Annotated in this window: 30 protein-coding genes and 1 pseudogene; 17 read left to right on the plus strand and 14 right to left on the minus strand. The window is 72.5% G+C overall.

Annotation, left to right across the window (positions count from 1 at the left end):
* Positions 1-41 precede the first annotated feature (41 nt).
* Positions 42-692 carry a ThuA domain-containing protein gene (locus BU204_RS29490; protein WP_143229839.1) on the plus strand — a complete coding sequence of 217 codons (651 nt, stop codon included), beginning with the start codon at positions 42-44 and terminating at the stop codon, positions 690-692.
* On the plus strand, positions 677-1,777 hold the full coding sequence (locus BU204_RS29495; RefSeq protein WP_075129054.1) for a Gfo/Idh/MocA family protein: 1,101 nt from the start codon (positions 677-679) through the stop codon (positions 1,775-1,777). The genes BU204_RS29490 and BU204_RS29495 overlap by 16 nt, the downstream gene beginning before the upstream one ends.
* A gap of 5 nt (positions 1,778-1,782) precedes the next feature.
* Here the strand turns inward: BU204_RS29495 and BU204_RS29500 are convergent, their stop codons facing one another.
* From BU204_RS29500 to BU204_RS29515, 4 genes are all read right to left on the minus strand, one after another.
* Positions 1,783-2,787 carry a hemolysin family protein gene (locus tag BU204_RS29500; RefSeq protein ID WP_075129055.1) on the minus strand — a complete coding sequence of 335 codons (1,005 nt, stop codon included), beginning with the start codon at positions 2,785-2,787 and terminating at the stop codon, positions 1,783-1,785.
* Entirely contained in the window at positions 2,784-4,142 is a 1,359-nt protein-coding gene (locus tag BU204_RS29505; RefSeq protein WP_075129056.1) for a hemolysin family protein, read from the minus strand. Before BU204_RS29505 ends, BU204_RS29500 begins: the two co-directional genes overlap by 4 nt.
* Positions 4,143-4,368: 226 nt before the next feature.
* The gene (locus tag BU204_RS29510; protein ID WP_075129087.1) at positions 4,369-4,782 is read right to left on the minus strand and encodes a VOC family protein; all 414 of its coding nucleotides are present in this window, start codon (positions 4,780-4,782) and stop codon (positions 4,369-4,371) included.
* Positions 4,783-4,846: 64 nt separating this feature from the next.
* Positions 4,847-5,845 carry an aldo/keto reductase gene (locus BU204_RS29515; protein WP_075129057.1) on the minus strand — a complete coding sequence of 333 codons (999 nt, stop codon included), beginning with the start codon at positions 5,843-5,845 and terminating at the stop codon, positions 4,847-4,849.
* Between the two features lie 78 nt (positions 5,846-5,923).
* Here BU204_RS29515 and BU204_RS29520 point away from each other — a divergent pair, with 78 nt between their 5' ends.
* From BU204_RS29520 to BU204_RS29535, 4 genes and pseudogenes are all read left to right on the plus strand, one after another.
* On the plus strand, positions 5,924-6,457 hold the full coding sequence (locus BU204_RS29520; RefSeq protein WP_075129058.1) for a GNAT family N-acetyltransferase: 534 nt from the start codon (positions 5,924-5,926) through the stop codon (positions 6,455-6,457).
* A 46-nt stretch (positions 6,458-6,503) separates the two neighbouring features.
* The gene (locus BU204_RS29525; protein ID WP_083661747.1) at positions 6,504-7,718 is read left to right on the plus strand and encodes an NAD(P)/FAD-dependent oxidoreductase; all 1,215 of its coding nucleotides are present in this window, start codon (positions 6,504-6,506) and stop codon (positions 7,716-7,718) included.
* Between the two features lie 141 nt (positions 7,719-7,859).
* Complete coding sequence (locus BU204_RS29530; RefSeq protein ID WP_075129060.1) at positions 7,860-8,780, plus strand: RNA polymerase sigma-70 factor; 921 nt, start codon at positions 7,860-7,862, stop codon at positions 8,778-8,780.
* Positions 8,781-8,836: 56 nt separating this feature from the next.
* A pseudogene (locus BU204_RS29535) lies at positions 8,837-9,091 on the plus strand (helix-turn-helix domain-containing protein); the annotation flags it as partial.
* A 172-nt stretch (positions 9,092-9,263) separates the two neighbouring features.
* On the opposite strand, the gene BU204_RS29540 reads toward BU204_RS29535, so the two are convergent.
* The gene (locus BU204_RS29540) at positions 9,264-10,016 is read right to left on the minus strand and encodes a TetR/AcrR family transcriptional regulator (RefSeq protein ID WP_075129061.1); all 753 of its coding nucleotides are present in this window, start codon (positions 10,014-10,016) and stop codon (positions 9,264-9,266) included.
* A gap of 83 nt (positions 10,017-10,099) precedes the next feature.
* On the opposite strand from BU204_RS29540, the gene BU204_RS29545 reads away from it, so the two are divergent.
* Entirely contained in the window at positions 10,100-11,014 is a 915-nt protein-coding gene (locus BU204_RS29545) for an NmrA family NAD(P)-binding protein (RefSeq protein WP_075129062.1), read from the plus strand.
* 35 nt (positions 11,015-11,049) lie between these two features.
* Here BU204_RS29545 and BU204_RS29550 read toward each other — a convergent pair whose 3' ends face one another.
* Together BU204_RS29550 and BU204_RS29555 are read right to left on the minus strand one after the other, a co-directional pair.
* On the minus strand, positions 11,050-11,898 hold the full coding sequence (locus tag BU204_RS29550) for a diacylglycerol/lipid kinase family protein (RefSeq protein WP_075129063.1): 849 nt from the start codon (positions 11,896-11,898) through the stop codon (positions 11,050-11,052).
* A 48-nt stretch (positions 11,899-11,946) separates the two neighbouring features.
* Entirely contained in the window at positions 11,947-13,110 is a 1,164-nt protein-coding gene (locus tag BU204_RS29555; RefSeq protein WP_075129088.1) for an MFS transporter, read from the minus strand.
* Between the two features lie 90 nt (positions 13,111-13,200).
* On the opposite strand from BU204_RS29555, the gene BU204_RS39510 reads away from it, so the two are divergent.
* The gene (locus tag BU204_RS39510) at positions 13,201-13,584 is read left to right on the plus strand and encodes a sigma factor-like helix-turn-helix DNA-binding protein (protein WP_269844670.1); all 384 of its coding nucleotides are present in this window, start codon (positions 13,201-13,203) and stop codon (positions 13,582-13,584) included.
* 86 nt (positions 13,585-13,670) lie between these two features.
* On the opposite strand, the gene BU204_RS29565 is transcribed toward BU204_RS39510, so the two are convergent.
* The gene (locus BU204_RS29565) at positions 13,671-16,160 is read right to left on the minus strand and encodes an FtsX-like permease family protein (RefSeq protein ID WP_075129065.1); all 2,490 of its coding nucleotides are present in this window, start codon (positions 16,158-16,160) and stop codon (positions 13,671-13,673) included.
* 2 nt (positions 16,161-16,162) lie between these two features.
* A complete protein-coding gene (locus tag BU204_RS29570; protein ID WP_075129066.1) occupies positions 16,163-16,873 on the minus strand; it encodes an ABC transporter ATP-binding protein in 711 nt (236 codons plus the stop codon).
* Positions 16,874-17,009: 136 nt separating this feature from the next.
* Between BU204_RS29570 and BU204_RS29575 the strand changes: the two genes are divergently transcribed.
* On the plus strand, positions 17,010-18,197 hold the full coding sequence (locus tag BU204_RS29575) for a sensor histidine kinase (RefSeq protein ID WP_143229841.1): 1,188 nt from the start codon (positions 17,010-17,012) through the stop codon (positions 18,195-18,197).
* On the plus strand, positions 18,185-18,835 hold the full coding sequence (locus BU204_RS29580; RefSeq protein WP_075129068.1) for a response regulator: 651 nt from the start codon (positions 18,185-18,187) through the stop codon (positions 18,833-18,835). Before BU204_RS29575 ends, BU204_RS29580 begins: the two co-directional genes overlap by 13 nt.
* 15 nt (positions 18,836-18,850) lie before the next feature.
* Here the strand turns inward: BU204_RS29580 and BU204_RS29585 are convergent, their stop codons facing one another.
* Together BU204_RS29585 and BU204_RS29590 are read right to left on the minus strand one after the other, a co-directional pair.
* Positions 18,851-19,267, minus strand: coding sequence for an SRPBCC family protein (locus BU204_RS29585; protein WP_075129069.1), 417 nt, complete (start codon positions 19,265-19,267; stop codon positions 18,851-18,853).
* The gene (locus BU204_RS29590; RefSeq protein ID WP_075129070.1) at positions 19,264-19,578 is read right to left on the minus strand and encodes an ArsR/SmtB family transcription factor; all 315 of its coding nucleotides are present in this window, start codon (positions 19,576-19,578) and stop codon (positions 19,264-19,266) included. The genes BU204_RS29585 and BU204_RS29590 overlap by 4 nt, the downstream gene beginning before the upstream one ends.
* Positions 19,579-19,696: 118 nt before the next feature.
* Here BU204_RS29590 and BU204_RS29595 point away from each other — a divergent pair, with 118 nt between their 5' ends.
* The 4 genes from BU204_RS29595 (at position 19,697) to BU204_RS29610 (ending at position 22,741) form a co-directional block, all read left to right on the plus strand.
* A complete protein-coding gene (locus BU204_RS29595) occupies positions 19,697-19,900 on the plus strand; it encodes an antitoxin (protein ID WP_075129071.1) in 204 nt (67 codons plus the stop codon).
* A 160-nt stretch (positions 19,901-20,060) separates the two neighbouring features.
* Positions 20,061-21,392, plus strand: a complete 1,332-nt coding sequence (locus BU204_RS29600; RefSeq protein ID WP_075129072.1) for a dicarboxylate/amino acid:cation symporter — start codon at positions 20,061-20,063, stop codon at positions 21,390-21,392.
* A gap of 120 nt (positions 21,393-21,512) precedes the next feature.
* Positions 21,513-21,938 carry an ATP-binding protein gene (locus tag BU204_RS29605; RefSeq protein WP_075129073.1) on the plus strand — a complete coding sequence of 142 codons (426 nt, stop codon included), beginning with the start codon at positions 21,513-21,515 and terminating at the stop codon, positions 21,936-21,938.
* Positions 21,939-22,003: 65 nt separating this feature from the next.
* Positions 22,004-22,741 (plus strand): RNA polymerase sigma factor SigF, encoded by a 738-nt coding sequence (locus BU204_RS29610; protein ID WP_083661753.1) that lies wholly within the window; start codon positions 22,004-22,006, stop codon positions 22,739-22,741.
* A gap of 259 nt (positions 22,742-23,000) precedes the next feature.
* Here the strand turns inward: BU204_RS29610 and BU204_RS29615 are convergent, their stop codons facing one another.
* Positions 23,001-23,516, minus strand: a complete 516-nt coding sequence (locus BU204_RS29615; RefSeq protein WP_075129075.1) for a TetR/AcrR family transcriptional regulator — start codon at positions 23,514-23,516, stop codon at positions 23,001-23,003.
* Between the two features lie 54 nt (positions 23,517-23,570).
* Here BU204_RS29615 and BU204_RS29620 point away from each other — a divergent pair, with 54 nt between their 5' ends.
* Positions 23,571-23,921, plus strand: coding sequence for a VOC family protein (locus BU204_RS29620; RefSeq protein ID WP_075129076.1), 351 nt, complete (start codon positions 23,571-23,573; stop codon positions 23,919-23,921).
* A 55-nt stretch (positions 23,922-23,976) separates the two neighbouring features.
* Here the strand turns inward: BU204_RS29620 and ku are convergent, their stop codons facing one another.
* Positions 23,977-24,858: a non-homologous end joining protein Ku gene (gene ku / locus BU204_RS29625; RefSeq protein WP_075129077.1), complete on the minus strand. Its 882-nt coding sequence runs from the start codon at positions 24,856-24,858 to the stop codon at positions 23,977-23,979.
* A 75-nt stretch (positions 24,859-24,933) separates the two neighbouring features.
* Positions 24,934-25,191, minus strand: coding sequence for a hypothetical protein (locus BU204_RS29630; protein ID WP_075129078.1), 258 nt, complete (start codon positions 25,189-25,191; stop codon positions 24,934-24,936).
* A 96-nt stretch (positions 25,192-25,287) separates the two neighbouring features.
* On the opposite strand from BU204_RS29630, the gene BU204_RS29635 reads away from it, so the two are divergent.
* A complete protein-coding gene (locus tag BU204_RS29635; RefSeq protein WP_075129079.1) occupies positions 25,288-25,872 on the plus strand; it encodes a GNAT family N-acetyltransferase in 585 nt (194 codons plus the stop codon).
* 10 nt (positions 25,873-25,882) lie between these two features.
* A complete protein-coding gene (locus BU204_RS29640; protein WP_075129080.1) occupies positions 25,883-26,899 on the plus strand; it encodes a LacI family DNA-binding transcriptional regulator in 1,017 nt (338 codons plus the stop codon).
* Positions 26,900-26,948 lie beyond the last annotated feature (49 nt).

Here is a 26,948-nt window from a genome sequence, read left to right on the forward strand (position 1 = left end):
ATGATCGAACGTGGACCTGCTCGACGAGCGCACGGTTGGCGGTGAACGGATTGTCCAAACGCGCGCTGTTCGTGCGCGGCGGGTGGGCGGGCCACGAGCCCGTCGCGGCCACCGACCGGTACGCCGCGTTCCTGCGCGGCTCCGGGTACTCGGTGACCACGTCGCAGACCCTGGACGCCTACCTCGACGACCTCTCCGAGGTCGACCTGATCGTGCAGTGCTGGACGATGGGCCAGGCCACCGAGGAGCAGGTGGCCGGCCTCAGCGCGGCGGTGCGCGCGGGCACCGGGTTCGCCGGGTGGCACGGCGGGGTCGTCGACTCCTTCCGCGACCGGCCCGCCTACCACCTGCTCACCGGTGGCCAGTTCGTCCACCACCCCAAGGAGTTCGTGCGCTACGAGGTCCGGGTCGTCGCCGACCACCCGGCGGTGGCCGGGCTCGGGGCGTTCGAGGTCTTCACCGAGCAGTACTACGTGCACGCCGACCCGGGCAACCAGGTGCTCGCCGTCACGAACTACCTCGACGACCCCGACCTGCCCTGGGTCGGCAACCCGGTGATGCCGGTGACCTGGGTCCGCCGGCACGGCGCCGGCCGCGTCTTCGTCACCACGATCGGACACCGCCTGGCCGACCTCGAGGTCCCCGAGGTCGACAGCATGATCACCCGGGGGATGGCGTGGGCGACCCGCTGAACCGCGCCGTCAACGTTGGCATCGTCGGCGCGGGCAACATCATCGTCCAGTACCTGGCCACGCTCCCCCGGCTGCCGGGGGTGCGGGTCAGCGCGGTCGCCGACCTCGAGTCGGCCCGGGCCGAGGCCGTGGCCGCCGAGCACGAGGGTGTGCGGGCGCTCGACCCGGCCGAGCTGTGCCGCGCCGAGGACGTCGACCTGGTGCTCAACCTGACCGTGCCGGCCGCGCACGTGGACGTGTCGCTCGCCGCGATCGCCGGCGGCAAGCACGTGTACACCGAGAAGCCCCTGGCGCTGACCACCGCGGACGGTCGGCGGGTCCTCGACGCCGCGCGGGAGGCGGGCGTGCGCGTCGGGTGCGCGCCGGACACCGTGCTCGGCACCGGGACCCAGACCGCACGCCGCTGTGTCGACGAAGGCTCGATCGGCACCCCGGTCGCCGCCACCGCCTTCATGACCTCGCCGGGCCCGGAGCGCTGGCACCCCTCGCCGAGCTTCTTCTACCGAACCGGCGGCGGGCCGCTGATGGACATGGGGCCCTACTACCTCACCGCGCTGGTCAGCATGCTCGGGCCGGTTCGCCGGGTGAGCGGCATGACCGCGACCCCCCGGGCGACCCGCACCGTCGGCAGCGGTCCGGCGCAGGGCAGCGAGGTCCCGGTCGAGGTCGCCACCCACGTGACCGGGCTGCTCGAGCACGCCGACGGCGCCCTGTCCACGCTGGTGATGAGCTTCGACGTGTGGGCGGCGCACCTGCCGCGGATCGAGGTGTACGGAACCGAGGGCTCGGTGTCGGTACCCGACCCCAACGGGTTCGGCGGCGAGGTCCGCCTGTTCCACCGCGACAGCCCCGAGTGGACACCGGTGCCGGAGTCCGGCGGCCACCGCGGGGGTGGGCGGGGCATCGGCGTCGGCGACCTCGCCGAGGCACTCGCCGCCGGCACCCCGCACCGGGCCTCCGGCGAGCTGGGCTACCACGTGCTGGACGTGATGGAGTCGCTGCTGCGCACCGCCGGCTCCGGGCGGGCCGAGGAGATCGCGAGCAGCTGCCCGCGCCCGGAGGCCGTGCCGCTGCGGGAGGCCTGAGGGGCTCAGCGGGCGGCGGGCAGCAGCTGGTCGAGCAGGTCGTGCAGGGTGACCAGGCCGGCCAGCTCACCGTCCCGGTACACCAGCGCGAGGTGGGTACTGCTGTCGCGCATGGTCGTCAGCGCCGTGTGGGCGGGCGTCTCGTCGGGCAGGGTCAGCACCGAGTGCATCAGCTCCACCGCGGTGCCGGTGTCGGTCAGCGCGTCGCGCACGTGCACCACGCCCAGCGGCCGCTCCCCGTCCCAGACCACGAACCGCAGGTGCCCGCTGGTCCTGGCCGCGTCGCGGACAGCGGCGGCGGCAGCGCTCGGGGCGACGGTCACCAGCTCCGCCCGCGGCCGCATGACCTCCCCGACCGGCCTGGTGTGCAGGTCGAGCGCGGTCGCGAGCCGATCGTGCCGGCGCGCGTCGAGCGCACCCACCTCCGTCGAGTGGTCCACGAGCTGGCGCAGGTCCTCGGGGGTGTGTCCGCTGTCGAGCTCGTCCACCGGCCGCACGCCGACCGCCCGCAGGCACTTGTTCGCCAGCCCGTTGAGCGCGACCAGCGCGGGACGGGTGAGCCACATGAAGGCACGCATCGGCAGCGCGAGCAGCGTCGCCGAGCGCTCGGGGTGGGCCAGCGCCCAGGACTTGGGCGCCATCTCGCCGACGACGAGGTGGAGGAACGTCACCACGACCAGCGAGAGCACGAACGCGATGACGTCGGCCGTCGCCTCGGGCAGGCCCCACGCCTTGAGCAGCGGCATCATCGCGAGGTGCACGCTCGGCTTGGTCACCGCGCCGAGCACGAGCGTGCACAGGGTGATGCCCAGCTGCGAGCCGGCGAGCAGCATCGACATGTCCCGGGAGCTGCGCAGCGCGGCGCGCGCGGCGGCACTGCGGTCGGCGGCCTCGGCCAGCCGGTGGCCACGCGCGGCGACCAGGGCGAACTCGATGGCCACGAAGAACGCGCTGAGCGCGACCACGAGCACCGTGACCGCCAGTGCCCACAGGGGGCTCAAGCCGCTCATGTGGTCACGCCCGTCTCGTGGTGGAGGAGGCGGACGGTGTCGGGGACGCGGCGGACGACCGTGCGGACCTCGACGGTGAGCCGGGCGGCCGGTCTGGGCGCGCCGGGTTGGGTGGGCAGCTCGACGGTGACCGTGTCGCCGGGGTGGGGCAGTCGCTGGAGCTCGGTGAGCACGAGGCCGGCGAGGGTCTGGTAGTCCCCGCTGGGCAGGTCGTGGCCGAGCAGGCGCTCGGCCTCGTCGATGTGCATGGTGCCGGGCACGAGCCAGCCGCCGCCCTCCCCGGGGCTCGCGCGGTCGGTGCCCAGCGGGTCGTGCTCGTCGGTGATCTCGCCGACCAGTTCCTCGGCGATGTCCTCGGCGGTGACGACGCCGGCGAGGCCGCCGTACTCGTCGACGACGCAGGCGAACTCGTCGCCGTTGGCACGCAGCTGCTCCAGCACGGCGCCGAGCGGGAGCGACGCGGGCACCATCACCGGACGCCGGGCGATCTCGCGGACCATCGCCGTGTCCCAGCGGTCCTCGCCCAGTGCGAGCACCTCGCGCAGGCAGACCACGCCGACGACGTCGTCGACATCGCCGCCGAGGACCGGCAGCCGCGAGTGACCGGAGGCCATCAGGGCGACAGCCCGCCGCACCGGGTCGTCGGCGGCGATCGTGGTGACCCGCGGGCGCGGGATCATCGCGTGCTCGGCGGTGCTCTCCTCGAAGTCCAGCACTCGGTCCAGCAGGGCCGACAGCTCCGGCGGCAGGTCGCCGCGGGCCCGTGAGCGGGCGACGATGTGCTCGAGGTCGCGGGGGGTGGCGGCGTGCTCGACGTCGTGCACCGGCTGGATCCGCACCAGGCGCAGCAGCAGCTCGGCGGTCCGGTCGAACAGCCGGACCAGCCAACCGAACAGGCTCAGGTACAGGCCGGTCGACCAGGCCAGCCGCAGCGCCACCGGCTCGGGCCGGGCCAGCGCGAGGTTCTTCGGGAACAGCTCGCCGAAGACCATCTGCACCACGGTCGAGAGCAGCAGCGCGAACAGCGTGCCGACGGCCACGCCGAGACCGGCTGGCATGCCGGCCGCCCCGAAGATGCCGCCGATGCCGGCGCCGACCAGGGGCTCGGCCACGTAGCCGACCAGCAGCCCGGTGACCGTGATGCCGAGCTGGGCTCCGGAGAGCATGAACGAGGTGCGCCGGGTGATGGTCAGCGCCCGGGCGGCCGCGGGGTCACCGGCCGCGGCCCTCGCGCGCAGCCGCGACCGGTCCACCGCCATGTAGCCGAACTCCTGCGCGACGAAGTACCCCGTCAGCGCGGACAACGCGACGATGACGACGACTCCGACCAGCACACCGATCAGAGCGGTGATCACGTGCGCCCCACCTCGCGGTCACGGCGGCAGGTGGGCTCGGGGGCGGCGGGGCAGGGCACATCCGGATCTGGGGCACAGCGCCCACCCGCGTGGGGTGGGACGCTGCCGGTACTTCGGTAGGGGTCCATGATCCTCATCCACGCACGGGTTTCGGTGGTCCGAAAATACCAGTTCACACGGTTTCCGGCGCCCGTTGACGCAGCTGTCCGACCCCCGGGGTGCCCGCTCAGCGACGGTCGGTGATCTGCTGGACCGTCCACCGGTTGCCGTCCGGGTCCTGCAGGAACAGGAAGCCCTGGTTGTTCAGGTCGTCGTCCTCGGTGGCCGGCCGGAAGCCGTCCGGGCCGGCCACCTGGACCTCACCGACCTCGACACCGCGCCCGAGGAGCTCCTCCCGCGCCGCCCGGACGTCGCGGACCACCAGCTGCACCCCGCTCAGCGTGCCCGGCTCCATGGTGCCGACGGCGGTCCCGATGACGATCGAACAGCCGGAGCCCGGGGGCGTCAGCTGCACGATCCGGTTCCCCGGGCCCGGGGTGACGTCGAAGTCCACCCCGAATCCCATGCGTTCCGCGTAGAACTCCTTCGCCTTGTCCAGATCGGACACCGGCACCACGACGACCTCGAGCGTCCAGTCCACCCACGCCTCCATAACCAATTAGTTGAATAACCTAGCGGTTGTATACAGGGGACGTAGGGTCGAGTCAAGACCGCTCGCTGTCGAGGTGGGCGAGCTGCGCGGCCGCGTACCGGTCGCCGGCCGCCGCCCCCGCCGGGATCACTCGCTCGATCGCGGCCAGCTCCTCGTCGGTGAGCCGGACCTCGGTGGCGCCCAGGGACTCGGCCAACCGCTCCCGGCGGCGCGCCCCGACCAGCGGCACGATGTCCTCGCCCTGCTGGGCCACCCAGGCCACGGCGACCTGCGCCACGGTCACACCCTTGGCCTCGGCCACCGTCCGCAGCGACTCGACCAGCGCGAGGTTGCGCTCGAGGTTCTCGCCCTGGAACCGGGGGCTGACGCCGCGGAAGTCGCGCTCGGCCAGCTGACGGTCGGGCCGCCAGTGCCCGCCGAGCAGACCGCGGGAGAGCACGCCGTAGGCGGTGATCCCGATTCCCAGCTCCCGTGCGGCCGGCAGGATCTCGTCCTCGATTCCGCGGGAGAGCAGGGAGTACTCGATCTGCAGGTCGACCACCGGGTGGACGGCGGCGGCCCGGCGCAGGGTCTGCGCGCCGACCTCGGAGAGCCCGACGTGGCGGACGTACCCGGCCTCGATGAGCTCCCCGATCGCGCCGACGGTCTCCTCGATCGGGACGTCCGGGTCGAGGCGGGCCGGGCGGTAGACGTCGATGTGGTCGGTGCCCAGGCGGCGCAGGCTGTAGGTGACGAAGTTCTTCACCGCGGCCGGCCGGGCGTCGTAGCCGAGCCAGCTCCCGTCCGGGCCGCGCAGGGCGCCGAACTTGACGCTGATCGCCACGCGCTCGCGGTCGAGCTCACGCAGGGCGTCGCGCAGCAGCAGCTCGTTGTGTCCCATGCCGTAGAAGTCGCCGGTGTCCAACAGGGTGATCCCCGCGTCGACCGCGGCGTGGATGGTGGCCAGCGACTCCTTCTCGTCGGCCGGCCCGTACAGGTCGGACATGCCCATCAGGCCGAGCCCGATCGCCGACACGGTCGGCCCGGTGCTCCCCAGCTGGCGCGTCTCCATACCCACTCCTCGTTTCCGTTGTTATCGATTTCTCGTTATCGACGATACCACTCTTTCGGCGTAGGTACGCTCGATGGCATGAAGCAGCTGATCACCGCCCGTCTCCTGGTGCGTGAATGGGAGGTCGACGACGCGGCGGCCGCGCTGGCGATCTACGGCGTCGAGAAGGTCGCCCGATGGCTGACCCCGGCCATGGGCGAGGTCGCCGACGAGGCGTCGATGCGCCTGGTCCTGCAGGCGTGGGTGGAGGACCAGCCGAACATGCTGCCTCCGCGGGGCCGGTGGGCGATCGAGCGGCGCGACACCGGCGAGGTCATCGGAGGGTTGGGGATCCGACTGCTCCCGCCCTACGAGGAGGACCTGGAGCTGAGCTGGCAGCTGCGGCCCGAGGCGTGGGGGCACGGGTACGCGGTCGAGGCCGGCGAGGCGCTGGTGCGCTGGGCCTTCACCCAGGAGATCGACGAGCTGTTCGCCGTCGCCCGCCCCTCCAACACCAGGGCGATCGCCACCGCCAAGCGGCTCGGCATGGCCTGGGTCGGCGAGACCGACAAGTACTACAACCTGCGCCTGCAGGTCTTCCGCCTGCGCCCGAGCGACCTGTCCGACCACTGACGCCCCCCCATGTCACAGCGGGCGGCACCCGCTTCGTCATAGGGGCATGAGCACATCACCGAAGAACAGAATGCGGGTTCTGGTCGTGGGCGCCGGATACGCCGGCGCCACGGCGGCGGTCCGGCTGGCCGGTCGGTCCCGAGGACGTGTCGAGGTGACCGTGGTGAACCCACGGCCCACCTTCGTCAACCGGTTACGCCTGCACCACCTCGCGGTCGGTCGCCGGGTCCCCGCCCCCGACCTGGCCGAGCTGTTGGGCAGGGGCGTCACGTTCGTCGAGGGGTACGTGACCGACCTCGACCCCGACGCGGGCCGGGCCAGGATCTCCGGCCCCGACGGCATGCGCGAGGTGTCGTTCGACCGGGTCGTCCTGGCCACCGGAAGCACCACCGAACCCGTCCCGGTGCCCGGCGGCGACCACGTCCACGCCGTGGGCGACCTGGAGTCCGCCCACCGCCTGCGGGCCGCGTTCGCCGCGCTGCCCGAGGGCGCGGACGCGGCCGTCGTGGGCGGTGGCCTCACCGGCCTGGAGACCGTCGGTGAGCTGGCCGAGACCCGCCCGGACGTGCGGGTCCGGTTGGTGACGGCCGGGGAGGTCGCCGCCTGGTTCACCCCCCGCGCCGCCGACTACGTGCGTCGAACGCTCGCCGGCCTGAACGTGGAGACCCTGGGCGACACCCACGTCCTGGCCGTCGAGCCGGACCGCCTGCTCCTCGCCGACGGCGCGGAGCTGCCCTCGGCGCTGACCGTGTGGTGTGGCGGCTTCGCCGCCCCGCCCCTGGCCCGCGAGTCCGGAATCGCCGTGGACGCCCAGGGTGCGGTGATCACCGACGCCACCCTCCGCTCGCTCTCCCACCCGACGGTGCTCGCGGTCGGCGACTCCGGCCACACCCCCGGTCCGGGTGGTGACCGGTACAGCATGTCGTGCCAGTTCGCGTTCCCGTCGGCCATGCACGCGGCCAACCTGCTCCGCGCCGAGGCACTGGACCTCGAGCCCCGCCCAGGGCGCAGCGCCTTCAACCTCAGCTTCACCGCCCGCTGCGTGAGCCTGGGCGGCCACAACGCCGTACTCCAGAAGACCGACCACGACGATGTGGCAACGGGAAGAGCATGGACGGGCAGAACAGCCCGCCTCGTCAAGGCGATCCAGGTCCGAGGCGTGGTAACCAACATCGCCGTCGAACGCCGCATCCCCGGTGTCATCGGCTGGCCCCACGCCGACCCGGCCACCCGCCCCGCCGCCCAACCCCTCCCGGGCTGACGGTCCTCCACTGTCCACAACCGACGAACAGCGGTCCGGCCCCGACCCGCGCCAGTAGGAAACCCGCCGGCGCGGGCCGGCTTGGCGCGACGCCGCCCACCCACTCCGACCGACCCCACCATCTGATGACATGGACCCACCATGAACCGCACCAAGGAGTTCACCGAGCTGAGGCCGCTGCTGTTCGCCATCGCCTACCGGATCCTGGGCAGCGTGAGCGAGGCGGAGGACGCCGTCCAGGAGACCTGGTTGCGCTACGAGTCCTCTACGGCCGAACCGACGTCCGCGCGGTCGTTCCTGTCGGCCGTGGTCACCCGTATCTCGATCGACGTCCTGCGCTCGGCGCGGGTCAGACGGGAGACCTATGTCGGGCCGTGGTTCCCCGAGCCGCTGCTGACCGACCCGTACCAGGACCCGGCGCGGTCGGCGGAGCTGGCGGACTCGGTGTCGATGGCGGCGCTGCTCCTGCTGGAGCGCCTGAGCCCACTGGAACGCGCGGTCTTCGTCCTGCGGGAGGTGTTCGGCTTCGGCTTCCCGGAGATCGCGGCCGCGGTGGGGCGCTCGGAGTCGGCGTGCCGGCAGCTCGCGGTGCGCTCCCGCCGGCACATGGAGAAGGGCCGGCCGCGGTTCGCCGCCGACCGCCGGGAGCGCGAGGAGCTGGCCGCCCGCTTCTTCGACGCCTTCCGCGAGGGCGACCTCGACGGCCTCACGGAACTGCTCGCCGCCGACGTCCACACGGTCACCGACGGCGGCGACAAGGGCCTGGGCCTCCTGCGGCCGGTCGTCGGCGCGAAGAACGTCGCCCGCCTGCTGGCCGCGACCGCCGAAATGCTGCGCGGGATCGTCCTGGTCGAACCACGCGAGGTGAACGGCCAGCCGGGCGCCGTCCTCCAGGACCAGCACGGCAAGGTCCTCGCCATCCTCGCCCTCGACGTCCTGGACGGCCGGATCCAGACCATCCGCTCGGTCATCAACCCCGACAAGCTCGAGCACCTGGGCCCGCTGGCCAACGCCCAGGCACTCCGAGAGGAGGTCCAGGCCCGCCGCCGCCCGCGGACCTGAGCCGGATTGCCGGGCGTCGGACGTTCGGCCAGGCGACCGCTGGCACGATGTGGGCCATGATTGGCACCGCGCGTCGCATGTTCGAGCTCCTGGAGCCGATCTGCCTGGTCACCTTCCTCGCCGACGAGTGCAACCAGGAGCTGGCCGCACTCGGTCACCGCAACTACTGGGACGGCTACTTCGCCAGCCGCGCCGCGCCGCTGGGGCGGGTGCCGGCGCAGGTCGTGCACGCTGCCTTCTACAGCTTCGCCGACGGGGAGGTCGCACGGCACATCCCGAGCGCGTGGGAGACGATCCCGCCCGAGGTCGCCGAGCTCGAACCCATCACCGCGACGCTGGTGGCCGCGGGATCGCAGTGACGCTCCCCGAGTCGACGCTCGGGATCGCCGTCCGGTGCGCGGTTCTCGGCCCGGTGCTCGAACCGCCCGCGCGCGGTCTCTACCGCTGGTCGTGCCGCGGGACCCGCGTGGTCGGGGAACGGCGTCAGTCGGCGATTCGGCGGCGGCGAGCGCGCTGGCGGCAGGTTGGCCCGCAGTAGCGGGCCGGCCGTCCTGTGCCTCGAACACGCAGCGCGGCACCGCACTCCCGACAGTGCTGCCTGCCCCGGCCGGCGGATTCGTGACCAACCGGTCGGGACACGTCACGAAACGGAGCCACTTCCGTGACACTCGGGGCGCGGAGACCGTCCAGCAGGAGCCGCGTCAGCCGCATGCCACGGGCGCGGTTCGGATGCGCCGAGGACAGCGCGGCGGCACCGACGGCCAACGCGGTCAGGTCCTCGGGTCGGACGTCGGGACGTACCGCACCCGCCTGCTCGGCATTGCGCAGCAAGCGTTCCAGCGCTTCGCCGAACCGCTCCGCAGCGGCGGCGAGCATCGCGTGCGGCCAGCTCCGGTCCGCTGTGAGCGCATCGCAGACGTGGCGGCGGCCGACCCACTTCTCGATCACCTCGAGCAGGAACCCGAACAGCGCGTCTCCGGGTGCGGCGCGGGCCGCCCACTGGTCGGACAGGTCCACCAGGCCATCCAGGTGCCTGGCCAGCAACGCCTCGATCAGGATCTCCTTGCTGGGAAAGTGCCGGTAGACGGTCCCCGCACCGACCCCGGCGCGCTGTGCGATCCGCGCCAGCGACACCTCCGGCCCGTCCTCGGCGAACAGCTTCGCCGCCGCGCGCAGCACGGCTTCCCGGTTCTGGCGGGCATCGGCGCGCCCCACACCGGCGCCTGGAGCCGTCACTGTCACGCAATTCTTGTCCGCGAGGGACAACCGGGGTGATCATCCCGCATCGTGCCAGTATCCCCCTCTCCGGAACGGACCCCATGACCACTCCGACCCCCGTCGCCCCCTACTCCCCGATCGTCGTCACCGGCGCCACCGGCAAACAGGGCGGGGCCACCGCGCGGCGACTGCTGGCCGCGGGACGGCCGGTGCGGGCCCTGGTCCGCGACACGACCACCCCCGCCGCCTCCGCGCTGGCGGCCGCCGGCGCCCAACTCGTGCCCGGCGACTTCGACGATCCAGCGAGCCTGCCACCCGCCCTCGACGGCGCCGGCGCCATCTTCGCCGTACCCCCCGTGGCCTTCGGGCCCAGCGGACCCGACACCGAACTCGAAGCGAGCCGCGGCAGGACGCTGATCGACGCGGCGGTCGCGGCGGGAATCGACCAGGTCGTGTTCAGCACCGTCGCCACGACGTCGGGGGCCTCGCGGGGTGCGACGGGAAAGGCGCTCATCGAGCAGTACCTGCACGACCACGTCGCGCTGCCCACCGTGCTGCGTCCGGTCAGGTTCATGACCAACTATCTGGGCGCCGGAGTGACCGGCATCGACGGCATCAGCAACGGCCTACACCGGCACCTGTTCCCGCCACACGAGCCCATGCAGGTCATCGCGCTGGAGGACATCGCCGAGTTCGCCGCGCTCGCCTTTGCCGATCCAGCCCGGTTCGCCGGACGGACACTGGAACTGGCCGGCGACGAACCGACCCCTACCGAGGCCGCGGCCCTGATCAGCGACGCCGTCGGCGTCCGGGTTCGCTATGAGCAGCTCAGCGACGTCGAGGCACGCGCGATCAGCCCGGAGACCGCCAGGACCAGGACCCGCTGGCTGGCCGGCCACCGCTGGCACGCCGACATCGAAACGCTACGGGTGGTCCACCCCGGCCTGCGCACGCTCAGCGACTGGCTCACCGAATCCGGTGCCGCCGCCATCCGCGCGCACCTGACCGGCGCCTGATCGCACCGCCGCGCCCACGGCCGTCAGGCGAGGCCTCAGGGCACCACCACGTCGACTCCACCCTCGAGCAGGGTGAACCGGGCGGGGTCGAGCACGCGGAGGTCGCCGTCCACGTTGAACTCGGTGCCGGCGGTCAGGTCGATCTCGATCACCTGGCCCCGGTGGTGGGGCACGTCCTCCTGGTGGCTCAGCTTCCCCCGGCGCATGTGGTAACCGGTCCGGACGAGCTTGAGCCGCGACCCCGCGGGCACCACCGCGACGTCCAACCGGTTGTCGTCGCGGCGGGTGCCACCGATGTTGGAGCCGCCGCCGAACGCGCCGGTGACCGCGACCACGACCTGCCAGGCATCCCCGGCGAACACGGGTTCGCCGTCGCAGCGCACGGTGCAGGCGATGTGGGGCGCGCTCACCCCCGCCCGGATCGCCCCCACCGCGTAGGCGAGCGCGCCCAGGCGCGCCTTGTGCGGCTTGGCCACCCGGCTCGCCACCGCGGAGAGGCCGGCGGCGGCCGCGTTGACGAACGGGCGGTCGCCGACCAGGCCGACCTCGTGGTGGCGCAGGCGCGCGTCCGGATCCGCGGCCAGGCGGCACGCGGCTTCCAGCGCCACCGGCAGGTCGGCGGCGTTGGCGAAGTCGTTCGCGGTTCCGGTCGGCAGGACCGCGAGCGGCACCCCCGCGGCGTTGGCCGCCCGGGCGGCGACACCGATCGACCCGTCCCCGCCGGCGACCACCACCCGCTCCACGCCCTCGGGCAGGGGCTTGTCGAGCTCCTCCAGCTCGACCGGGGTCACCTCGGCGCCGTGACCGGTCAGCAGCCGCTGGATGTGGTCGGCATCGGTTCGGCCGCTGCCGGAGAGGCGGTTGGCCGCCAGGGCGATAATCACGCGCCGATTCTGCCCCGGACGCCAGCGGCGCCGCCCGGCACCGGGGGCTCAGTGCCCCTTGGTCGCGTACCGGCCGCGGCCGACCGTCGCGACGACCGCGAGCGGAACCGCCGCCGCGAGGGTGATCAGGAAGACCTGGCGGAAGTCCCCCACGTCGACCATCGGTCCGAAGATCGCCGCGCCGACCGCGCTGCCGGTGAACAGCATCGTCGCGAACAACGAGACCGCGGTCGCCCGGGACTCCGGGGCGACGTCGGTGGCCCAGGTCTGCATCGTCGAGTGCATGAACGCCCACCCAGCGCCGAGCAGCACGGTGCCCACGACTACCGGCACCGCGGCATGGGACAGCGTGAGCAGGACGTAGGCGAGGACCGCGAGCGAACCGCCGACCAGAATCAGCCGCGCCGGGGTGAGCCGGCGGGTGAACGCCTTGACCACCCGCGCGAACACCAGCACCGCGGCGCCGTAGGCGGTGGTGAGCAGCCCGGCCACGGTCACCGAGAGCCCGCTCGCGTGCAGCACCACGGGAAAGAAGGTCAGCGGCCCGAGCAGCACCAGGCCCTCGGTGAGCGCGAGCACGAGCACCAGCAGCGCCGGCCGGTTGACCAGCACGGTGCGCAACGAGGACCAGATCGGCGCCGCATCGCGGTTTCCGTCCGGTTCGGGCAGCCGCCGCATGACCACCGCCAGCACGGCCGCGGCCACGGCGGTGACCGCGAACGCCACCCGCCAGCTGGTGAAGTCGGCGAGGGCACCCGCACCGGCGGTGGCCAGCGACATGCCGACGGCCGTGCTGGTCATCAGGTCGGTCAGCGGTGCCTGGCGCACCCGCACCGGGACCGTGTCCCCGATGTAGACCAGTGCGCTCGGGATGGCCGCGGCGAAGCAGGCGCCGGTCAGCCCGCGGGCGACCACCAGCCACCCGACACCCTGGGCGAGCGCGGAGACCAACCCGAACACCGCGGCGCACGCGAGGGCCAGCCGCATCGTCCGAACCCGACCGAGGCGGTCGGAGACCGCCGCCCAGCAGATCTGGGCGATGCCGTAGCAGAGGAAGTACGCCGCGGCGGCCTGGCTGACCGCCTCGACCGAGCCGCCGAGTTCGGCGGAGATCACCACCAGCATCGGCGCGATCATCAACCGGTCGAAGGAACTGGTGAACGCCGTCGCCTGCAACAGTCGCAACGAGGTCGTCCGCTCGCCGCTGTCCACCTCGACCAACGTACCGGTCAGCCGTTCGGAGGAATGACCTGCGGTTACGTGTAACGCGTCACACCCGAACCGATACGGACCGTACTTTTCTTGTCTCACAACGGAAAAGCCTCGCTCCGCGTCGTCATCGCAGGCCGGTTGCGGAGTTCCTCCAGCAAGGATCACAGGCCGGGCGCCACGAGCCGGCGGGCTGAGCGGGAGGAGCGTCGGGTGATGAACGCGGACAGGACGACCAGCGGATGCGGACGGGACCGACGCGCGGCGCTGATCGACGACCTACCGCCGCGGCAACGGGAGATCATCCGCCTACGCCTCGTCGTCGGCCTGTCGACCGAGGAGACCGCGGACCGCCTGGGCATGGCACCGGCCGCCGTGCGCCTGGCCCAGCACCGCGCCCTGACCCACCTCCGCCGGGCGATCGGAGCGGAACCCCCCACCCCACCCCAGCCCGAGAAGGACCCACCCGCGGACTGATCCCCACCGGCCCGCGGACCGGGTGGCGCCCGAGGCACCACCCGACCCAGCCCCCTACCAGCCCCGAGACCACGTCCAAGCCCGGCTCACTCCCGCAGACCCATCGCCTCCATCGGCCGGGTTCGGAGGGCCACCCGGGTCGGGATCCCGATCGCCACCAGCCCGAGCAGCGCCGTCACCCCGACGATGGCCAGGTAGACCAGTGGTGGCACCGCCGGCACCACCGACCCGGTGAGCGCGAAGCTCACCCCCAGCAGCGCCGGTGCCGCCGCCAGCGTGCCGACCACCGCCGCGATCGCCACCACGAGCAGTGCCTCGATCCGGGTCATCGACAGCACCTGCCGCCGGCGCGCACCGACCATCCGCAGCAGCGCGAACTCCCGCGACCGCGCGGCGGTCGCCATCACCAGCGTGTTCACCACCGCGATCGCCAGGTACGCCAGGATCACCACCAGCGCCACAAGGCTCGTCCACGACTCGGTGTCCCGTTGCTCCTGCCCGGCCGCGGCGAGCGCGGCGCGGTCCAGCACCGTGACCCCGGGAAAACCCGTGATCTCGACCGGCCCCTCCGCCCGAACCAGCAGCGACTCGTCGAGGCGGTTGGTGGTGTGCGCGGCGAGCAGGTCGTGCGGCAGCGTCACCTCGCCGAAGCCGAGACCGCGCCCGTACGTCGCCACCACCTCGGCGTCGAGGCGGGTCCCGTCGCCCAGTCGCAGGTCGATCCGGTCGCCGACGCCCACCCCCAGCGTCTCGGCGGCCGACGCCCCCAGGGCGACGGTCTCGCCGCGCAGCCGGGAGAGGTCCCCGGCACGGGGGTCGAGGTCGAGGGTCCGCTCCAGCCCGTCGGCCGGAACCCCCTGCGCGGCGAACGAGGTGACGGCCGGCGCCCCCAGCTGCTGGTGGGCCACGAACACCTGGCTGCGGGACACCGGCGTGACCGTCTCGACGCCCCGGAGCCCGCGGACGACGTCGGCGACGGCCGGTGCGAGACCGGCCTCGCCGATCACCACGTAGTCGGCCACGACCCCGTCGTCGGCCTGCTCGGCGGCCGCGGCGGCAATGGTCGTCTGGGTGAAGATCTGCACCGAGGCCATGGCCACGGCGAGCACCAGCGGTGTGACCACCGCCGCCAGCCGCCGGGTGCTCGCCGCCACCCCGGCCACGGCGAGGGAACCGGCGACCGGCGCCAGCGAGCGGACCCACCGCCCGGCGAACCGGGCCGCCGCGGCGACGACCAGCGGGCCGAGCAGGGCGACGCTGACCACCCCGAGCATCGCCGAGGACGCGGCGCCCGCGACGGCCCCCTCCCCGGGCAGGAACGCCGGCAGCGCGGACGTCGCGAGCCAGCCGACCGCCGCGAGCACGCCCGCGCGAACCCGCCACCGGCCCAGGCCCCGCGGCTCCACCGCGGCCTCGCGCAGTGCCGAGACCGGGTCGATCCGCGCGGCCCGCCGGGCGGCGACCCAGCCGGCCAGCCGTGCGGTCCCGACCACGAGCAGCAGCGCGGCCACCGGCGGGACCGGCCCGACGGCGAGGCCGAAGTCCTCGGGCAGCAACCCGGTCCGCACGAACACCGCACGCAGCAGGAACGCCACACCGATGCCCGCGGCGGCGCCGGGCACCGCCGCGGCGGCCGCGACCCAGAGGATCTCGGTCCCCACCAGCCGGTGGATCTGGCGGGGCGTCGCCGCCACCGCCCGCAGCAGTGCCATCTCCCGCCGTCGCTGCTGGACCGCGAGCCCCAGCGTGCCGGCCACCACCAGCATCGCGATCATCATCGCCGAGCCGGCGAACGCCAGCGAGAGCACGACCAGCTGCGCCCGCACCGCGCCGACGTCGAGGAACTCCACGTCCCCCCTGGCGCTCCCGGTGTAGGTCACCACCCCGTCCACCTGGGCAGAGATCCGCTCGGCCAGCACCTCCGGTGCCACCCCGTCCCGCGCGACCACGCCCACCACGTCGACCTGGTCCGGGCGGCCGGACAGCTCTCGAGCCAACTCGTCGGTGAAGAACACCGCGGGCACCCGCCCGGTCGCCGCGCCCCCCTCGGGCGCGGCGACCCCGGTGACCCGGTAGCTCCCCGGCACCCCACCGATCGCCAGCGGCACCTGGTCGCCGACCGAGAGCCCGGCCCGGTTCGCGAGCTCCGCGTCGAGCACGACCTCCCCCGCACCCCGGGGCTCGACACCGTCCCGCAGCGACAGCGGCGTGAGCGAGGCGGAGCTCCAGCCGAACCCCCTCGCCCCGCTCACCCCCTCCACCGAGATCGGCACCGAGCTCTCCCCGACGACCCGGGCGACGCCGTCCACCGCCGCGACCTGCTCGACCACCTCGGCCGGGAGCGGGACCCGCTCGGCGAACGACGGGTCGAGGTCCTCCGGGACGTCCATCGTCTGCTGGCCGCCGACCACGACCGACGCACCCGCGTAGCGCTGCGGCTCCACCCCCGCCCGAAGTCCGGACTCGAACAGCACCCCGAGCGCGGTGAGCAGGGCCGCCGCGCAGAGCACCGCGACGAACACCGCGACGTAGCTCCCCCGCCGGTGGCGGATGGACGCCAGTGCCAGCTGCCGCATGCTCACCACTCCCCCAGCCGGGTCATCCGCTCGGCGACGACCGCCGGCGACGGTGCCTCCAGCGCGCCGGCGAGCCGGCCGTCGGCGAGGAAGACGACCCGGTCGGCGAAGGACGCGGCCAGCGGGTCGTGGGTCACCATGAGCACGGTCTGCCGCGTCGAGTCGACCACCGATCGCAGCAGCCCGAGCACCTGGCGGGCGGTGCGGGTGTCGAGCGCACCGGTCGGCTCGTCGGCGAACACCGCGTCCGGCCGCGTGATCAGCGCCCGGGCGATCGCCACCCGCTGCTGCTGGCCACCGGACAGCTCACTCGGCCTGCTGTCCAGGCGGTCGGCGAGGCCGACCGTCGCCACCACGTGCTCGAGCCACCCCGGGTCGGTCGCCCCCGCGCCGAGCAGCAGCGGCAGCTCGATGTTCTGCCGCACGGTCAGCGACGGGACCAGGTTGTAGGCCTGGAAGACGAAGCCGACCCGCGAGCGGCGCACCTCGGTCAGCTCGCGCTCGCGCAGCGAGGACAGCTCGGTCTCGCCCAGCCGGACGCTCCCCGAGGTCGGCCGGTCCAGGCCGGCGGCGCACTGGAGGAAGGTGCTCTTCCCCGAGCCCGACGGTCCCATGACCGCGGTGAACGTGCCCGGCGACAGCGAGATCGAGACCCCGTCCAACGCGGTCACCGCGCCTGGTCCGGACCCGTACACCTTGGACACCGACGACATCGTGATGGCGGCTGTCCCCGCCGAAAGAGTTGCTCCAGTCACGAGATCGACGCTATGACCGGCGCCGGCCGCGCACGATCCCGCTGAGTACCGGGTTGGGGGTACAGCCAGCACCACCTCCGGCATGCTGGGCAGCATGCGGCGGCGACTCGAGAGCAAGTGGCGGGACATGTGGCAGGCGCTCCGCCTGCTCGCGCCGACGGCGCTGACCGGGTTCGCGTCGCTGCTGGTGTCGCCGCTCGTCGTGCTCACCGTCGTGCTCGCGCTGGTGGCCCCGGGGCGCCGGCTGCCGGGCGCGACAGCGCTGCGGGCGTGGGCGGACACCGAACGCGACCGGCTCGACGGGCCGGTCCCCGTCTCGCCCGACACCTCGCTGCGCGACCCGGTCGTCCGCCGCGACCTGGCCTGGTTCGGCATGCACGCCACGCTCGGCATGGCCGTCGGGCTGCTCGCCGTGGTGCTGCCGCTGTCCGCGGTCAACGCCGCCATGGTGCCGACGTACTGGTGGGTCGTGCCCGAGAACGACCCGGTCGTCGCGACCTACCCGGTCACCTCCTGGGGCCTGGCGCTGCTCAACCCCCTGGTGGGGCTGATCTACGCGGCGCTGTCGCTGTACGCGCTACCCCCGCTGGCCCGCTGGTACCGGGCGCTGTCCCGGCGGGTGCTGATCATGCCGGCGGACAACCGGCTCGCGCAGCGGGTCGCCGAGCTGACGGCCAGCCGCGCGGCCGCCCTGGAGGCGCACGGCGCCGAGCTGCGCCGGATCGAACGGGACCTGCACGACGGCACGCAGAACCGGCTCGTCGCGGTCGCCATGCACCTCGGCCTGGTCGAGCGGGCGTTGCGCCGGGACCCGGCGGAGGCGCTGCCGATGGTGCTGCGGGCCCAGGACGCGGCGGCCGACGCGCTCGCCGGCCTGCGCGACGTGGTGCGCAGCATCTACCCGCCGGTGCTGGCCGAACGCGGCCTCGACGGCGCGGTGGCCGGGCTGATCGCGCGCTGCCCGGTGCCCTGCTCGCTGACCGCGGTCGGCCCGCTGCGAGCGCCGGCCGCCGTCGAGTCCGCGGCCTACTTCGTCGTGGCCGAGGCGCTGACGAACATCGCCAAGCACAGCGGCGCCACCCGCGCCTCGGTGGTGCTGAGCCGGGAGGACGACCTGGTCATCGAGGTCCACGACGACGGCCACGGCGGAGCCGACGAGGAGTCGGGTACCGGCCTCGCCGGCATCCGCCGGCGAGTCGCCGCCCTGGACGGCACCGCGACGATCACGAGCCCGCCGGGCGGCCCTACGCTGCTGCGCGTGGAGCTGCCATGCGGGTCGTGATCGCCGAGGACGACGCCCTGCTGCGCGAGGGCCTCGTGCTGCTGCTCGGCGGCGAGGGAATCGAGGTCGCCGCGGCCGTGGACAACCCCGACGACCTGCTCGCCGCGGTGGACGCGGAGCGGCCGGACGCCGCGGTGCTCGACGTGCGGCTGCCACCGACGTTCACCGACGAGGGCCTGCGTGCCGCGGTGGAGGCGCGCCGCCGGCTTCCGGGGCTGCCGATCCTGGTGCTGTCGGCCTACGTCGAGGACAGCTACGCCGGCGACCTGCTGGCCGGGGGCGCCCAGGGGATCGGCTACCTGCTCAAGGAACGGGTGGGCAAGGTCGCCACGTTCCTCGACGCGCTGCACCGCGTGGTCGACGGCGGGACCGTGCTCGACCCCGAGGTGGTCTCGCAGCTGATGGTCCGCCGCCGCTCCGACGACCCGATGAGCACCCTCACCCCGCGGGAGCGGGAGGTGCTCGCGCTGATGGCGGAGGGCCACGCGAACACGGCGATCGCCGAGCTGCTCGTGGTCACCGAGACCGCCGTGAGCAAGCACATCCGCAACATCTTCGCCAAGCTCGGCCTGCCGCCCGGCGACACCGGCCACCGCCGGGTGCTCGCCGTCCTCACCTACCTGCAGGGGCGGCCCTGACGGCAGCCGGCCGGCTCAGCGCCCGCCGACCGGCTCCAGGTCACGCTCCAGCTTGCCCAGGACGTCGGTCCACCCCGAGGACATGTTGCGGAACGCGAACGCGTGCTGCTGGTCGTCCAGGTCGAACCCGCTGTGCTCGAGGAACAGGCGGGTCCCGGCCCCCTCGGCGACCAGCCGCCAGGTGAGCGTCCAGTCGGCGAAGGTGTAGCTCAGGCGTCGGGTGGGCTCGACCTCGGTCACCGTGCACGGCACGTGGCCCCAGCGGCGGCCCATGTCGAGCGTGAAGCGGTGGCCGACGACGGGCGCGATGTCCCCGCTGGCCCACCAGCGGGCGAGCAGTTCCGGCTCGGTCAGCGAGCGCCACACGACCTCCGGCGGCCTCGCCACGAACTGGTCCACGTTGATGGTCCTGAGCTGGTTGTTTTCGGTCATTCGGGGTCCTCCTCGAGAACGTCGGCCAAAGTGCGCAACCGGTCACGCCAGTAGCGCTCGAAGGGATGGAGCCAGTCGCTCACCGCGGCCAACGGCTCCGCGGTGAGGTGGTAGTGCCGCTCCCGCCCGCGGACCTCCTCGCGGACCAGTTCGGCCTGACGCAGGATCCGCAGGTGCTCGGACACCGCCGGCCGGCTGAGGTCGAACCGGGCCGCCAGGGCACCGGCGGTCATCGCCCCGCCGCGCAGCAGCTCCAGGAGCCGGCGGCGGACCGGGTTGGCGACCGCGGCGAACAGGAGGTCGTCGGACATGGACGCAAAGATATGTCGGAGATTTCCGACATGTCAAGGATCTCCGACATGTTTGCTTAGGAACCGCGATGGGTGGGTACAACGTTGGGCAAGCAGGACACGACGAAAGGACGGGCCCATGCCTCTGATCAAGAAGTTGACCGCGCTGGCCGGGACCGCCGCGGCCGCTCGCAGCTACATGCGGAAGAACCCGGACAAGGTCAACCGGATGGCCACCAAGGCGGCGAGCTTCGTGGACAAGCGCACCAAGGGCAAGTACCACCACCAGATCGACAACGCCCTGCGCAAGGTCCGCACCGCCAGCAACGGCCGACCCCGCTGACCCGCCGGGACGCCGCGGTTCCCCCCACCGCGGCGTCCCGGTTTCGTTCCGTCTTCCACATCCTGGGACACGGAAGAAGCTCCTGACCGCCGTCGTTGTCGACGCTGGCGGCCCCACCCCGGGGTCGTGACAGTCGTCGACTCGTCGCAGGAGTAGGGGAATGACCACAACGCAGACAGCGCCCGCGCCACGGCGGAGCAGGCGCACCGCGATCTTCGGCATCGCCGTGCTGGCCGGGCTGCTGCTCGGCGCCCTGCTCGGCTTCATCGCCAAGCAGGGCGAGGTGTCATGGCTCGCGACCACCCTGGCCAGGATCGGTGAGACCTTCGTCGCCCTGGTGCAGTTCACCGTCGTCCCGCTGGTGTTCACCGCGATCGTGGTCGGCATCACCAGCCTCCGCGCCCTCGGCGGCGCCCGCACCGCCGCCCGGCTCGGCGGGCGGACCCTGCTGTGGTTCGCCATCACCTCGCTGATCGCCGTGGTGATCGGCATCGTCATCGCCGCGGTCGGCAACCTGGGCAGCGGCGTGACCGTCACACCGTCGGAGGAGGCCGTCGCCAACATCGCCGAACGGTCCCAGGGCGACTGGTGGGCCTTCGTGCAGAACATCGTGCCCACCAACCTGTTCAGCGCCTTCGCCGAGGGCGAGATCCTCCAGGTCGTGTTCGTCGCGCTGCTCGTCGGCGCGGGTGCCTACGCGCTCGGGGAGCGCGCGGAGCCCTTCGTGGTGTTCAACCGGGCCGCGTTCGACATCATCCAGAAGGTGCTCGGCTGGATCGTCCTGCTCGCTCCGCTGGGCGTGCTCGGCCTGCTGGGGAACGCCTTCGCCAGCTACGGCAACGAGTTCTTCGCCCCGCTGGTCTCGCTCGTGGTCGCCGTCTACCTCGGCTGCGCGCTGGTGCTGTTCGTGGTCTACCCGGTCCTGCTGCGGCTGGTCGGGCACACCAGCCCGCTGCGGTTCTTCCGGGAGTCCTGGGCGGCGCTGCAGTTCGCGTTCGTCTCGCAGTCCTCGGGCGCCACCCTGCCGCTCTCGCGCCAGGCCGCGGTGAACCTCGGCGTGCCGGAGGGCTACGCGAACTTCGCGGTGCCGCTGGGCACCACCACCAAGATGGACGGGTGCGCCGCGGTCTTCCCGGCCATCACGACGATCTTCATCGCGAACATGTTCGGCATCTCGCTCGGCTTCGGCGACTACGTGCTGATCGTGCTGGTCGCGGTGTTCGGCTCGCTGGCCACGGCCGGCACGACCGGCTGGTTCACGATGCTGACGCTCACCCTGGCCGCGGTGAACCTGCCGGCCGAGGTGATCGCGACCGGCGTGGCGATCGTGTTCGCGATCAACCCGATCCTCGACATGATGCGGACGGCGACCAACGTCGGCGGCCAGATCGCGGTCCCCGTGCTGGTGGCCGGTTCGACCGGCATCCTCACCGAGCCGGGCGCGACGGCGGAGCCGGAGCGCGAGCCGGAGCGGGAGGCCGTACCCGCCTGACCCGTGCTGCTGGCGGGTCAGCGCGACGCCGCCGCGTTGGACGGCTACGGTGTGCCGTGACCGGCGACTTCGCCGGTCACGGCAGGTTTCCTGACTCAAGATTGTGGGTAGAAGAACTTCATGAGCGTGGGAAGCGGGGACGGGCGTCCTGAAGAGGTCGAGCTCAAGATCGGAGCCGAACTCACCAACCTACCCATCATCCGGTCCCTGGCCTCGAGCATCGCGATGCGCGCGGACTACGACCTGGACTCGATCGCCGACCTCAAGCTGGCGGTCGACGAGGCGTGCTCGACCCTCATCACCAGAGCCGACGTGAACGCCACGCTGCACTGCTCGTTCACGGTCAGCAAGGACGAGATCCGGTTCCTGGTGAAGATCAGGTCCACGAGCGACGTGGTGCCCAGCAGCGACAGCTTCGGGTGGCGGGTCCTCACCACGCTCACCGACCACGCCAACAGCTGGGTGGAGCGCAACGGGCAGGGCGGACAGCCCGAGCACCTGGTCCACATCGAGCTTGCCAAGCGGCGTGCGGAAGGACCGGCGTGACGAACACACAGAGTTCGCAGACCGGGAACCGCAACTCCGACACCGGTTACGAACATCTGGCTCCGATGTTCGCCGAGATGGCGAAGCTGCAGCAGGACGACCCCCGTCGCGGTGAGATCCGCAACGAGCTGGTGACCGGACACCTGCCGCTGGCCGAGCACATCGCGGCGCGCTTCAGCAACCGCGGCGTACCGCGCGAGGACCTCGTGCAGGTCGCGACGCTGGGGCTGATCAACGCGGTCGACCGTTTCCAGCCCGACCGCGGGACCGACTTCCTGTCCTTCGCCGTACCGACGGTGATGGGCGAGGTTCGGCGGCACTTCCGCGACGCCAGCTGGTCGATGCACGTACCCAGACGGCTCAAGGAGCTCAACCTCGCGATCAACTCGGCCAGCGCGGAACTGTCCCAGCGCCTCGGCCGCGCCCCGACCCCCTCGGAGCTGGCCAAGCACCTGAACCTGAGCCAGGAGCAGGTGTACGAGGGCCTGGAGGCCGGCAACGCCTACCACTCCATGTCGCTGGACGAGGCACTGTCCCCCAGCGCCGACTCGGACTCCCTCGGTGAGACGCTGGGCGAGCCGGACCAGGCACTGGCCGGCGTCGAGGACTACGAGTCGCTGCGCCCGCTGATCGAGCGGCTGCCGGAGCGGGAGCGGCAGATCCTGACCCTGCGGTTCTTCCGCCACATGACCCAGACGCAGATCGCGGAGCGGATCGGCATCTCGCAGATGCACGTGTCCCGCCTGCTGGCCCGGACGCTGGAGACCCTGCGCCAGGGCATGCTCGGCGACGAGCCCGACTGAGTTTCCAGCTCCCGAGCAGGTCCAGGGCCGGCGAGGCGACTGCGGCGCCGATCAGCAGTGCGACGCCGCCCTTCCACGCCATCTCCGCCGTCTCGGCCTTGACCGCGACGAGGATCGCGCAGACGGCGAACGAGGCGGAGAGCGCCCCGCGCACGAGCGCCCAGACGGCGTCCCGCTCGCACTGGTCGACCGCGTCGCGGGTGCCGTGCACCTCGCACAGGCCCGACGCGGCGCCCGCCCCGTAAAGCCAGTGGCGTGCTCACCGGTCCGGGCCAAGGACGTAACCCAGGGCCGCTCTGGCCGCCGACGCGGGTGTGCCCGCGGCCACGGTCAGCAGCGCCGCTCGCCAGGCCGCGGCCAGCACGTCGGCGGTGGGCGCCTTGTGCTTGGCCAGCAACGGTCGCAGGGCCGCGGCGACCGGGTCGTCGCGCTCCACCGGCGGCTGCTCACCGAGGATCCGGCACACGGTGAACCGGACCGCGGCGTCGAAGGCCACCAGCAGCGCGGCCCGCACCGCGGCGTGCCCCCGGCCCTCGACCGCCGCGGCGGCACCCTCCATGCGCTCGACGACGCGCTTCTCCATCTCCTCGCGGACGATCAGGTACAGGCCGAGCTTCGAGCCGAAGTGGTGGTACAGCGAACCGGTGGTGACGCTCGCCTTTCCGGCCAGCTCCACGACGTTGACGGCCTCGTAGCCGGCGAGCTCGAACTGGTGGATGGCCGCCTCGACGAGCCGGGCCTTGGCCGAGCCCGGGACCGGTACCCATTCGCGCATGGCGTGATCATAACGCGTTGACGGAGGACCGTAACCCGTTTACGCTCCCCGGCCATGAAGCTGACGTTCGTGTACCAACCGGTGAAGGACCTGAAGGAGTCGGTCTCCTTCTACCGCGACACGCTCGGGTTCGAGGAGTCCTGGCGGGAGGGCGAGACGACCGCCGCGTTCACGCTCCCGGGCACCGAGGTCGAGCTGATGCTCGACGTACCACCGGACACCGGGCCGCGCTGGGGAGCTGGCGCCTTCTACGCCGTCGACAGCGTGGACGCCTTCCGGGAGTCACACCCGGACCTCGACTGGCAGGGCGAGATCGAGATGCCGGGTGGCAAGGGCGCGACCTTCCTGGACCCGACCGGCAACGCCGTCCACCTGTTCGACCAGAGCACGGCCGGGCCCGCTTAGACCCAACCAGCCGACCGGTGCCGGCCGCTCCCGCGCGACCGGCACCGGTCGGAGATCAACGACCGCTGGGCGTGCGAGTGCGGGACGCGGCCCGCTCCGCCTCGGTCCTCGCCCTGGCGGCCTCGACCTCCGCGGCCTGCGCCTTGGCCACCGCGCCGCCCGACTCGCGGTCGGCCTTCTCGGCGAGGCTGGTGCGCAGGGCGGTCAGCAGGTCCGCGGCCCCGGCCTCCTGCTTGGCGGCGGTCGGCTGGACGACCTCGTTCCCCTCGATCTTGGCCTGCACCAGCGCCTGGAGCGCCTCACGGTAGCGGTCGGTGTAGCGGGACGGGGTGAACTTCTCGCTCAGGGCGTCGATCAGGCCCACGGCCTCGGCCAGCTCCGTCTCCGCGATCTCCACGTCCTGGTGCAGGAACGGGAACTCCGGCGACCGGATCTCGTCCGGCCACAACATCGTCTCGAGCACGATGACCTGGTCGCGGATGCGCAGCACCCCCAGCGACTCGCGCTGCCGCAGCGCCACCTTCACCACCGCGACCCGACCGGACTGCTGGAGCGCCTCGCTGAACAGCACGTACGGCTTGGTGCCGACCGGTTCGGGCTCGAGGTGGTAGCTGCGGGCGAAGTAGATCGGGTCGATCTCCGACAGCGGCGCGAACGCCTGGACCTCGATCGACTTGGAGGTGGACAGGGGTAACTTCGCGATGTCCTCGTCGGTGAGTACGACGGTCTCCCCACTTGGCATGACGTAGCCGCGCGCGACCTCGGCCCCGTCCACCGTCCTACCGTCGACCTCACAGACCTTGCGATGCCGGATGCGACCCCCATCAGCCAGGTGCAGCTGGTGCAGACCAGTCGCCTGCTCCTCGGTGGCGCCGTACGCGCGGACCGGGATGCTCGCCGCGCCGATCCTGATCGTGCCGTTCCAGACACTTCGCATGGATGATCCTCCCCGATGGGCAACAAGTGCAGGTTATCCCGATAGATACCCTGGTCACAGGCCCATTCGGGTGATCTATTCGAACAAATGTTCACCCTCGGCGAGAGCCGCCGCGGCGTGTCCCGCGGCCCGCGCGGCGGCGCTCAGAACCTCCGCCAGCGGACCCGTCTGGAAGCCGGCGAGACGCTCGAGGGTCGCCGCGATATGCCGCTGTCCGGACACCAGCTGCGCGACCACCCGCTCCAGGTCGTCGGGCGGCATCGACGAGGCCAGCTCCGCGGCGCACGACTCCAGGTGGGCCGTCAGCACGGACGCCGGAAGGATCACCGCCACGCGGTCATGCTGCCATCAGCCCGCGTTCGGACCGTGCCGACACACCGGACGATATTCGCCTCCCCGCGCGCGCACGGGCTGGCAGCATCACCGGCCATGGACTTCCGGCTGGAGACCGAACGCCTCACCCTGCGTCAGTTCACCAGGGACGACTCCGAGCTCCTCGTCGAGCTCGACAGCGACCCCGAGGTCATGCGCTACCTGACCGGCGGCCGCATCACACCGCGCATCCGGGTCGAGACCGCGGTGGCCCCGGCGATCATCCGGGACTACACCCGCCATCCCGGCTTCGGCGCGTTCGCCGCGCACACCAGGGACGACGGCGAGTTCGTCGGCTGGTTCATGCTGTTGCCGGACGTCGACTCGCCGCCGGACGAGGCCGAGTTGGGCTACCGGCTGAGACGGGCGGCCTGGGGCCGGGGCTTGGGCACCGAGGGCTCCCGCGAGCTGCTCCGCTACGGGTTCGAGGAGCTGGGCCTGCGCCGCGTCTTCGCCGAGACGATGGCCGTGAACACCCCCTCCCGCCGGGTGATGGAGAAGGTCGGCATGCGCTTCGAAGTCAGCTACTTCCCGCCGTTCGCGCCGATCCCCGGGTTCGAGCACGGCGAGGTGCGGTACGCGATCGACCGCGAGGAGTGGCGTACCGCAAGTCAGCGCAAGAACTTGCAGGGTTTGTCGTAGAGTTGCGACCATGGCGCAAAGACGGCTGTCCGAGGTGGCCCAGAAGGTCGGTGTCAGCGAGGCGACGGTGAGCCGCGTCCTCAACGGCAAGCCGGGCGTCTCGGAGGCGACCCGCCAGGCCGTGCTGACCGCGCTCGACGTGCTCGGTTACGAACGGCCGACCCAGCTGCGCGGCGAGCGGGCCAGGCTCGTCGGTCTCGTGCTGCCCGAGCTGCAGAACCCTATCTTCCCGGCGTTGGCCGACGTGGTGGGCAGCGCGCTGGCCCAGCAGGGGTTCACGCCGGTGCTGTGCACCTGCACCGGGGGCGTGTCCGAGCCCGACTACGTCGAGCTGCTGCTCGCCCAGCAGGTGTCCGGGGTGGTCTTCGCCGGCGGCAGCCACGCCGAGGCGGACGCGCCGCACGACCACCACTACCAGCTGGCCCAGCGCAAGCTGCCGGTCGTCCTGGTCAACGCCTCCATCGACCTCGACTACCCCGTGGTGTCCTGCGACGACGCGGTCGCCGTCGAGCAGGCGTTCGCGCACCTGGTCGCGCTCGGCCACCACCGCATCGGGCTCGTGCTGGGCCCCCGCGACCACATCCCCTCCCAGCGCAAGCTCACCGCGTTCCGCCGGTGCGCCGCGCGGGCCGGGCTGACCGTGGACGAGCACACGGTCGGGCACACGATGTTCTCCGTGGAGGGTGGACAGGCGGTCGGCACCCGTCTCGTGCAGAACGGCATCACCGGGTTGATCTGCGCGAGCGACCCGCTCGCGCTGGGCGTCATCCGCGCTGTCCGCCGGCTCGGCCTGCGCACCCCGGACGACGTGTCGGTGATCGGCTACGACGACTCGGCGTTCATGACCTGCACCGACCCGCCGCTCACCACCGTCCGTCAGCCCATCGAGGCCATGGGCCGGGCGGCGGTCGAGCTCCTGGTGAACCAGATCGCCGGGATCGAGGTGTCGATGGAGGAGCTCCTGTTCGAGCCCGAGCTGGTGGTCCGCGCCTCCGCCGCGCCGGCCAGGAGCCGGGTCACCGCCTGAGGGAGCCGGCCCACCCACGTATCCACCGAGTCCCCCGTTCGCGGCGCGA

It is taken from the genome of Actinophytocola xanthii (assembly GCF_001921205.1).
Lineage (GTDB): Bacteria > Actinomycetota > Actinomycetes > Mycobacteriales > Pseudonocardiaceae > Actinophytocola > Actinophytocola xanthii.

What these genes read in the sequence shown, in the direction of transcription:
- BU204_RS29500 (WP_075129055.1), bottom strand. Translation starts at nt 2,787, where the DNA reads ATGAGCGGCTTGAGCCCCCTGTGGGCACTGGCGGTCACGGTGCTCGTG.
- BU204_RS29515 (WP_075129057.1), bottom strand. Translation starts at nt 5,845, where the DNA reads ATGGAGACGCGCCAGCTGGGGAGCACCGGGCCGACCGTGTCGGCGATC.
- BU204_RS29520 (WP_075129058.1), top strand. Translation starts at nt 5,924, where the DNA reads ATGAAGCAGCTGATCACCGCCCGTCTCCTGGTGCGTGAATGGGAGGTC.
- BU204_RS29525 (WP_083661747.1), top strand. Translation starts at nt 6,504, where the DNA reads ATGAGCACATCACCGAAGAACAGAATGCGGGTTCTGGTCGTGGGCGCC.
- BU204_RS29530 (WP_075129060.1), top strand. Translation starts at nt 7,860, where the DNA reads ATGAACCGCACCAAGGAGTTCACCGAGCTGAGGCCGCTGCTGTTCGCC.
- BU204_RS29545 (WP_075129062.1), top strand. Translation starts at nt 10,100, where the DNA reads ATGACCACTCCGACCCCCGTCGCCCCCTACTCCCCGATCGTCGTCACC.
- BU204_RS29565 (WP_075129065.1), bottom strand. Translation starts at nt 16,160, where the DNA reads ATGCGGCAGCTGGCACTGGCGTCCATCCGCCACCGGCGGGGGAGCTAC.
- BU204_RS29570 (WP_075129066.1), bottom strand. Translation starts at nt 16,873, where the DNA reads ATGTCGTCGGTGTCCAAGGTGTACGGGTCCGGACCAGGCGCGGTGACC.
- BU204_RS29575 (WP_143229841.1), top strand. Translation starts at nt 17,010, where the DNA reads ATGCGGCGGCGACTCGAGAGCAAGTGGCGGGACATGTGGCAGGCGCTC.
- BU204_RS29580 (WP_075129068.1), top strand. Translation starts at nt 18,185, where the DNA reads ATGCGGGTCGTGATCGCCGAGGACGACGCCCTGCTGCGCGAGGGCCTC.
- BU204_RS29585 (WP_075129069.1), bottom strand. Translation starts at nt 19,267, where the DNA reads ATGACCGAAAACAACCAGCTCAGGACCATCAACGTGGACCAGTTCGTG.
- BU204_RS29590 (WP_075129070.1), bottom strand. Translation starts at nt 19,578, where the DNA reads ATGTCCGACGACCTCCTGTTCGCCGCGGTCGCCAACCCGGTCCGCCGC.
- BU204_RS29595 (WP_075129071.1), top strand. Translation starts at nt 19,697, where the DNA reads ATGCCTCTGATCAAGAAGTTGACCGCGCTGGCCGGGACCGCCGCGGCC.
- BU204_RS29600 (WP_075129072.1), top strand. Translation starts at nt 20,061, where the DNA reads ATGACCACAACGCAGACAGCGCCCGCGCCACGGCGGAGCAGGCGCACC.
- BU204_RS29605 (WP_075129073.1), top strand. Translation starts at nt 21,513, where the DNA reads ATGAGCGTGGGAAGCGGGGACGGGCGTCCTGAAGAGGTCGAGCTCAAG.
- BU204_RS29610 (WP_083661753.1), top strand. Translation starts at nt 22,004, where the DNA reads ATGTTCGCCGAGATGGCGAAGCTGCAGCAGGACGACCCCCGTCGCGGT.
- BU204_RS29615 (WP_075129075.1), bottom strand. Translation starts at nt 23,516, where the DNA reads ATGCGCGAATGGGTACCGGTCCCGGGCTCGGCCAAGGCCCGGCTCGTC.
- BU204_RS29620 (WP_075129076.1), top strand. Translation starts at nt 23,571, where the DNA reads ATGAAGCTGACGTTCGTGTACCAACCGGTGAAGGACCTGAAGGAGTCG.
- ku (WP_075129077.1), bottom strand. Translation starts at nt 24,858, where the DNA reads ATGCGAAGTGTCTGGAACGGCACGATCAGGATCGGCGCGGCGAGCATC.
- BU204_RS29635 (WP_075129079.1), top strand. Translation starts at nt 25,288, where the DNA reads ATGGACTTCCGGCTGGAGACCGAACGCCTCACCCTGCGTCAGTTCACC.
- BU204_RS29640 (WP_075129080.1), top strand. Translation starts at nt 25,883, where the DNA reads ATGGCGCAAAGACGGCTGTCCGAGGTGGCCCAGAAGGTCGGTGTCAGC.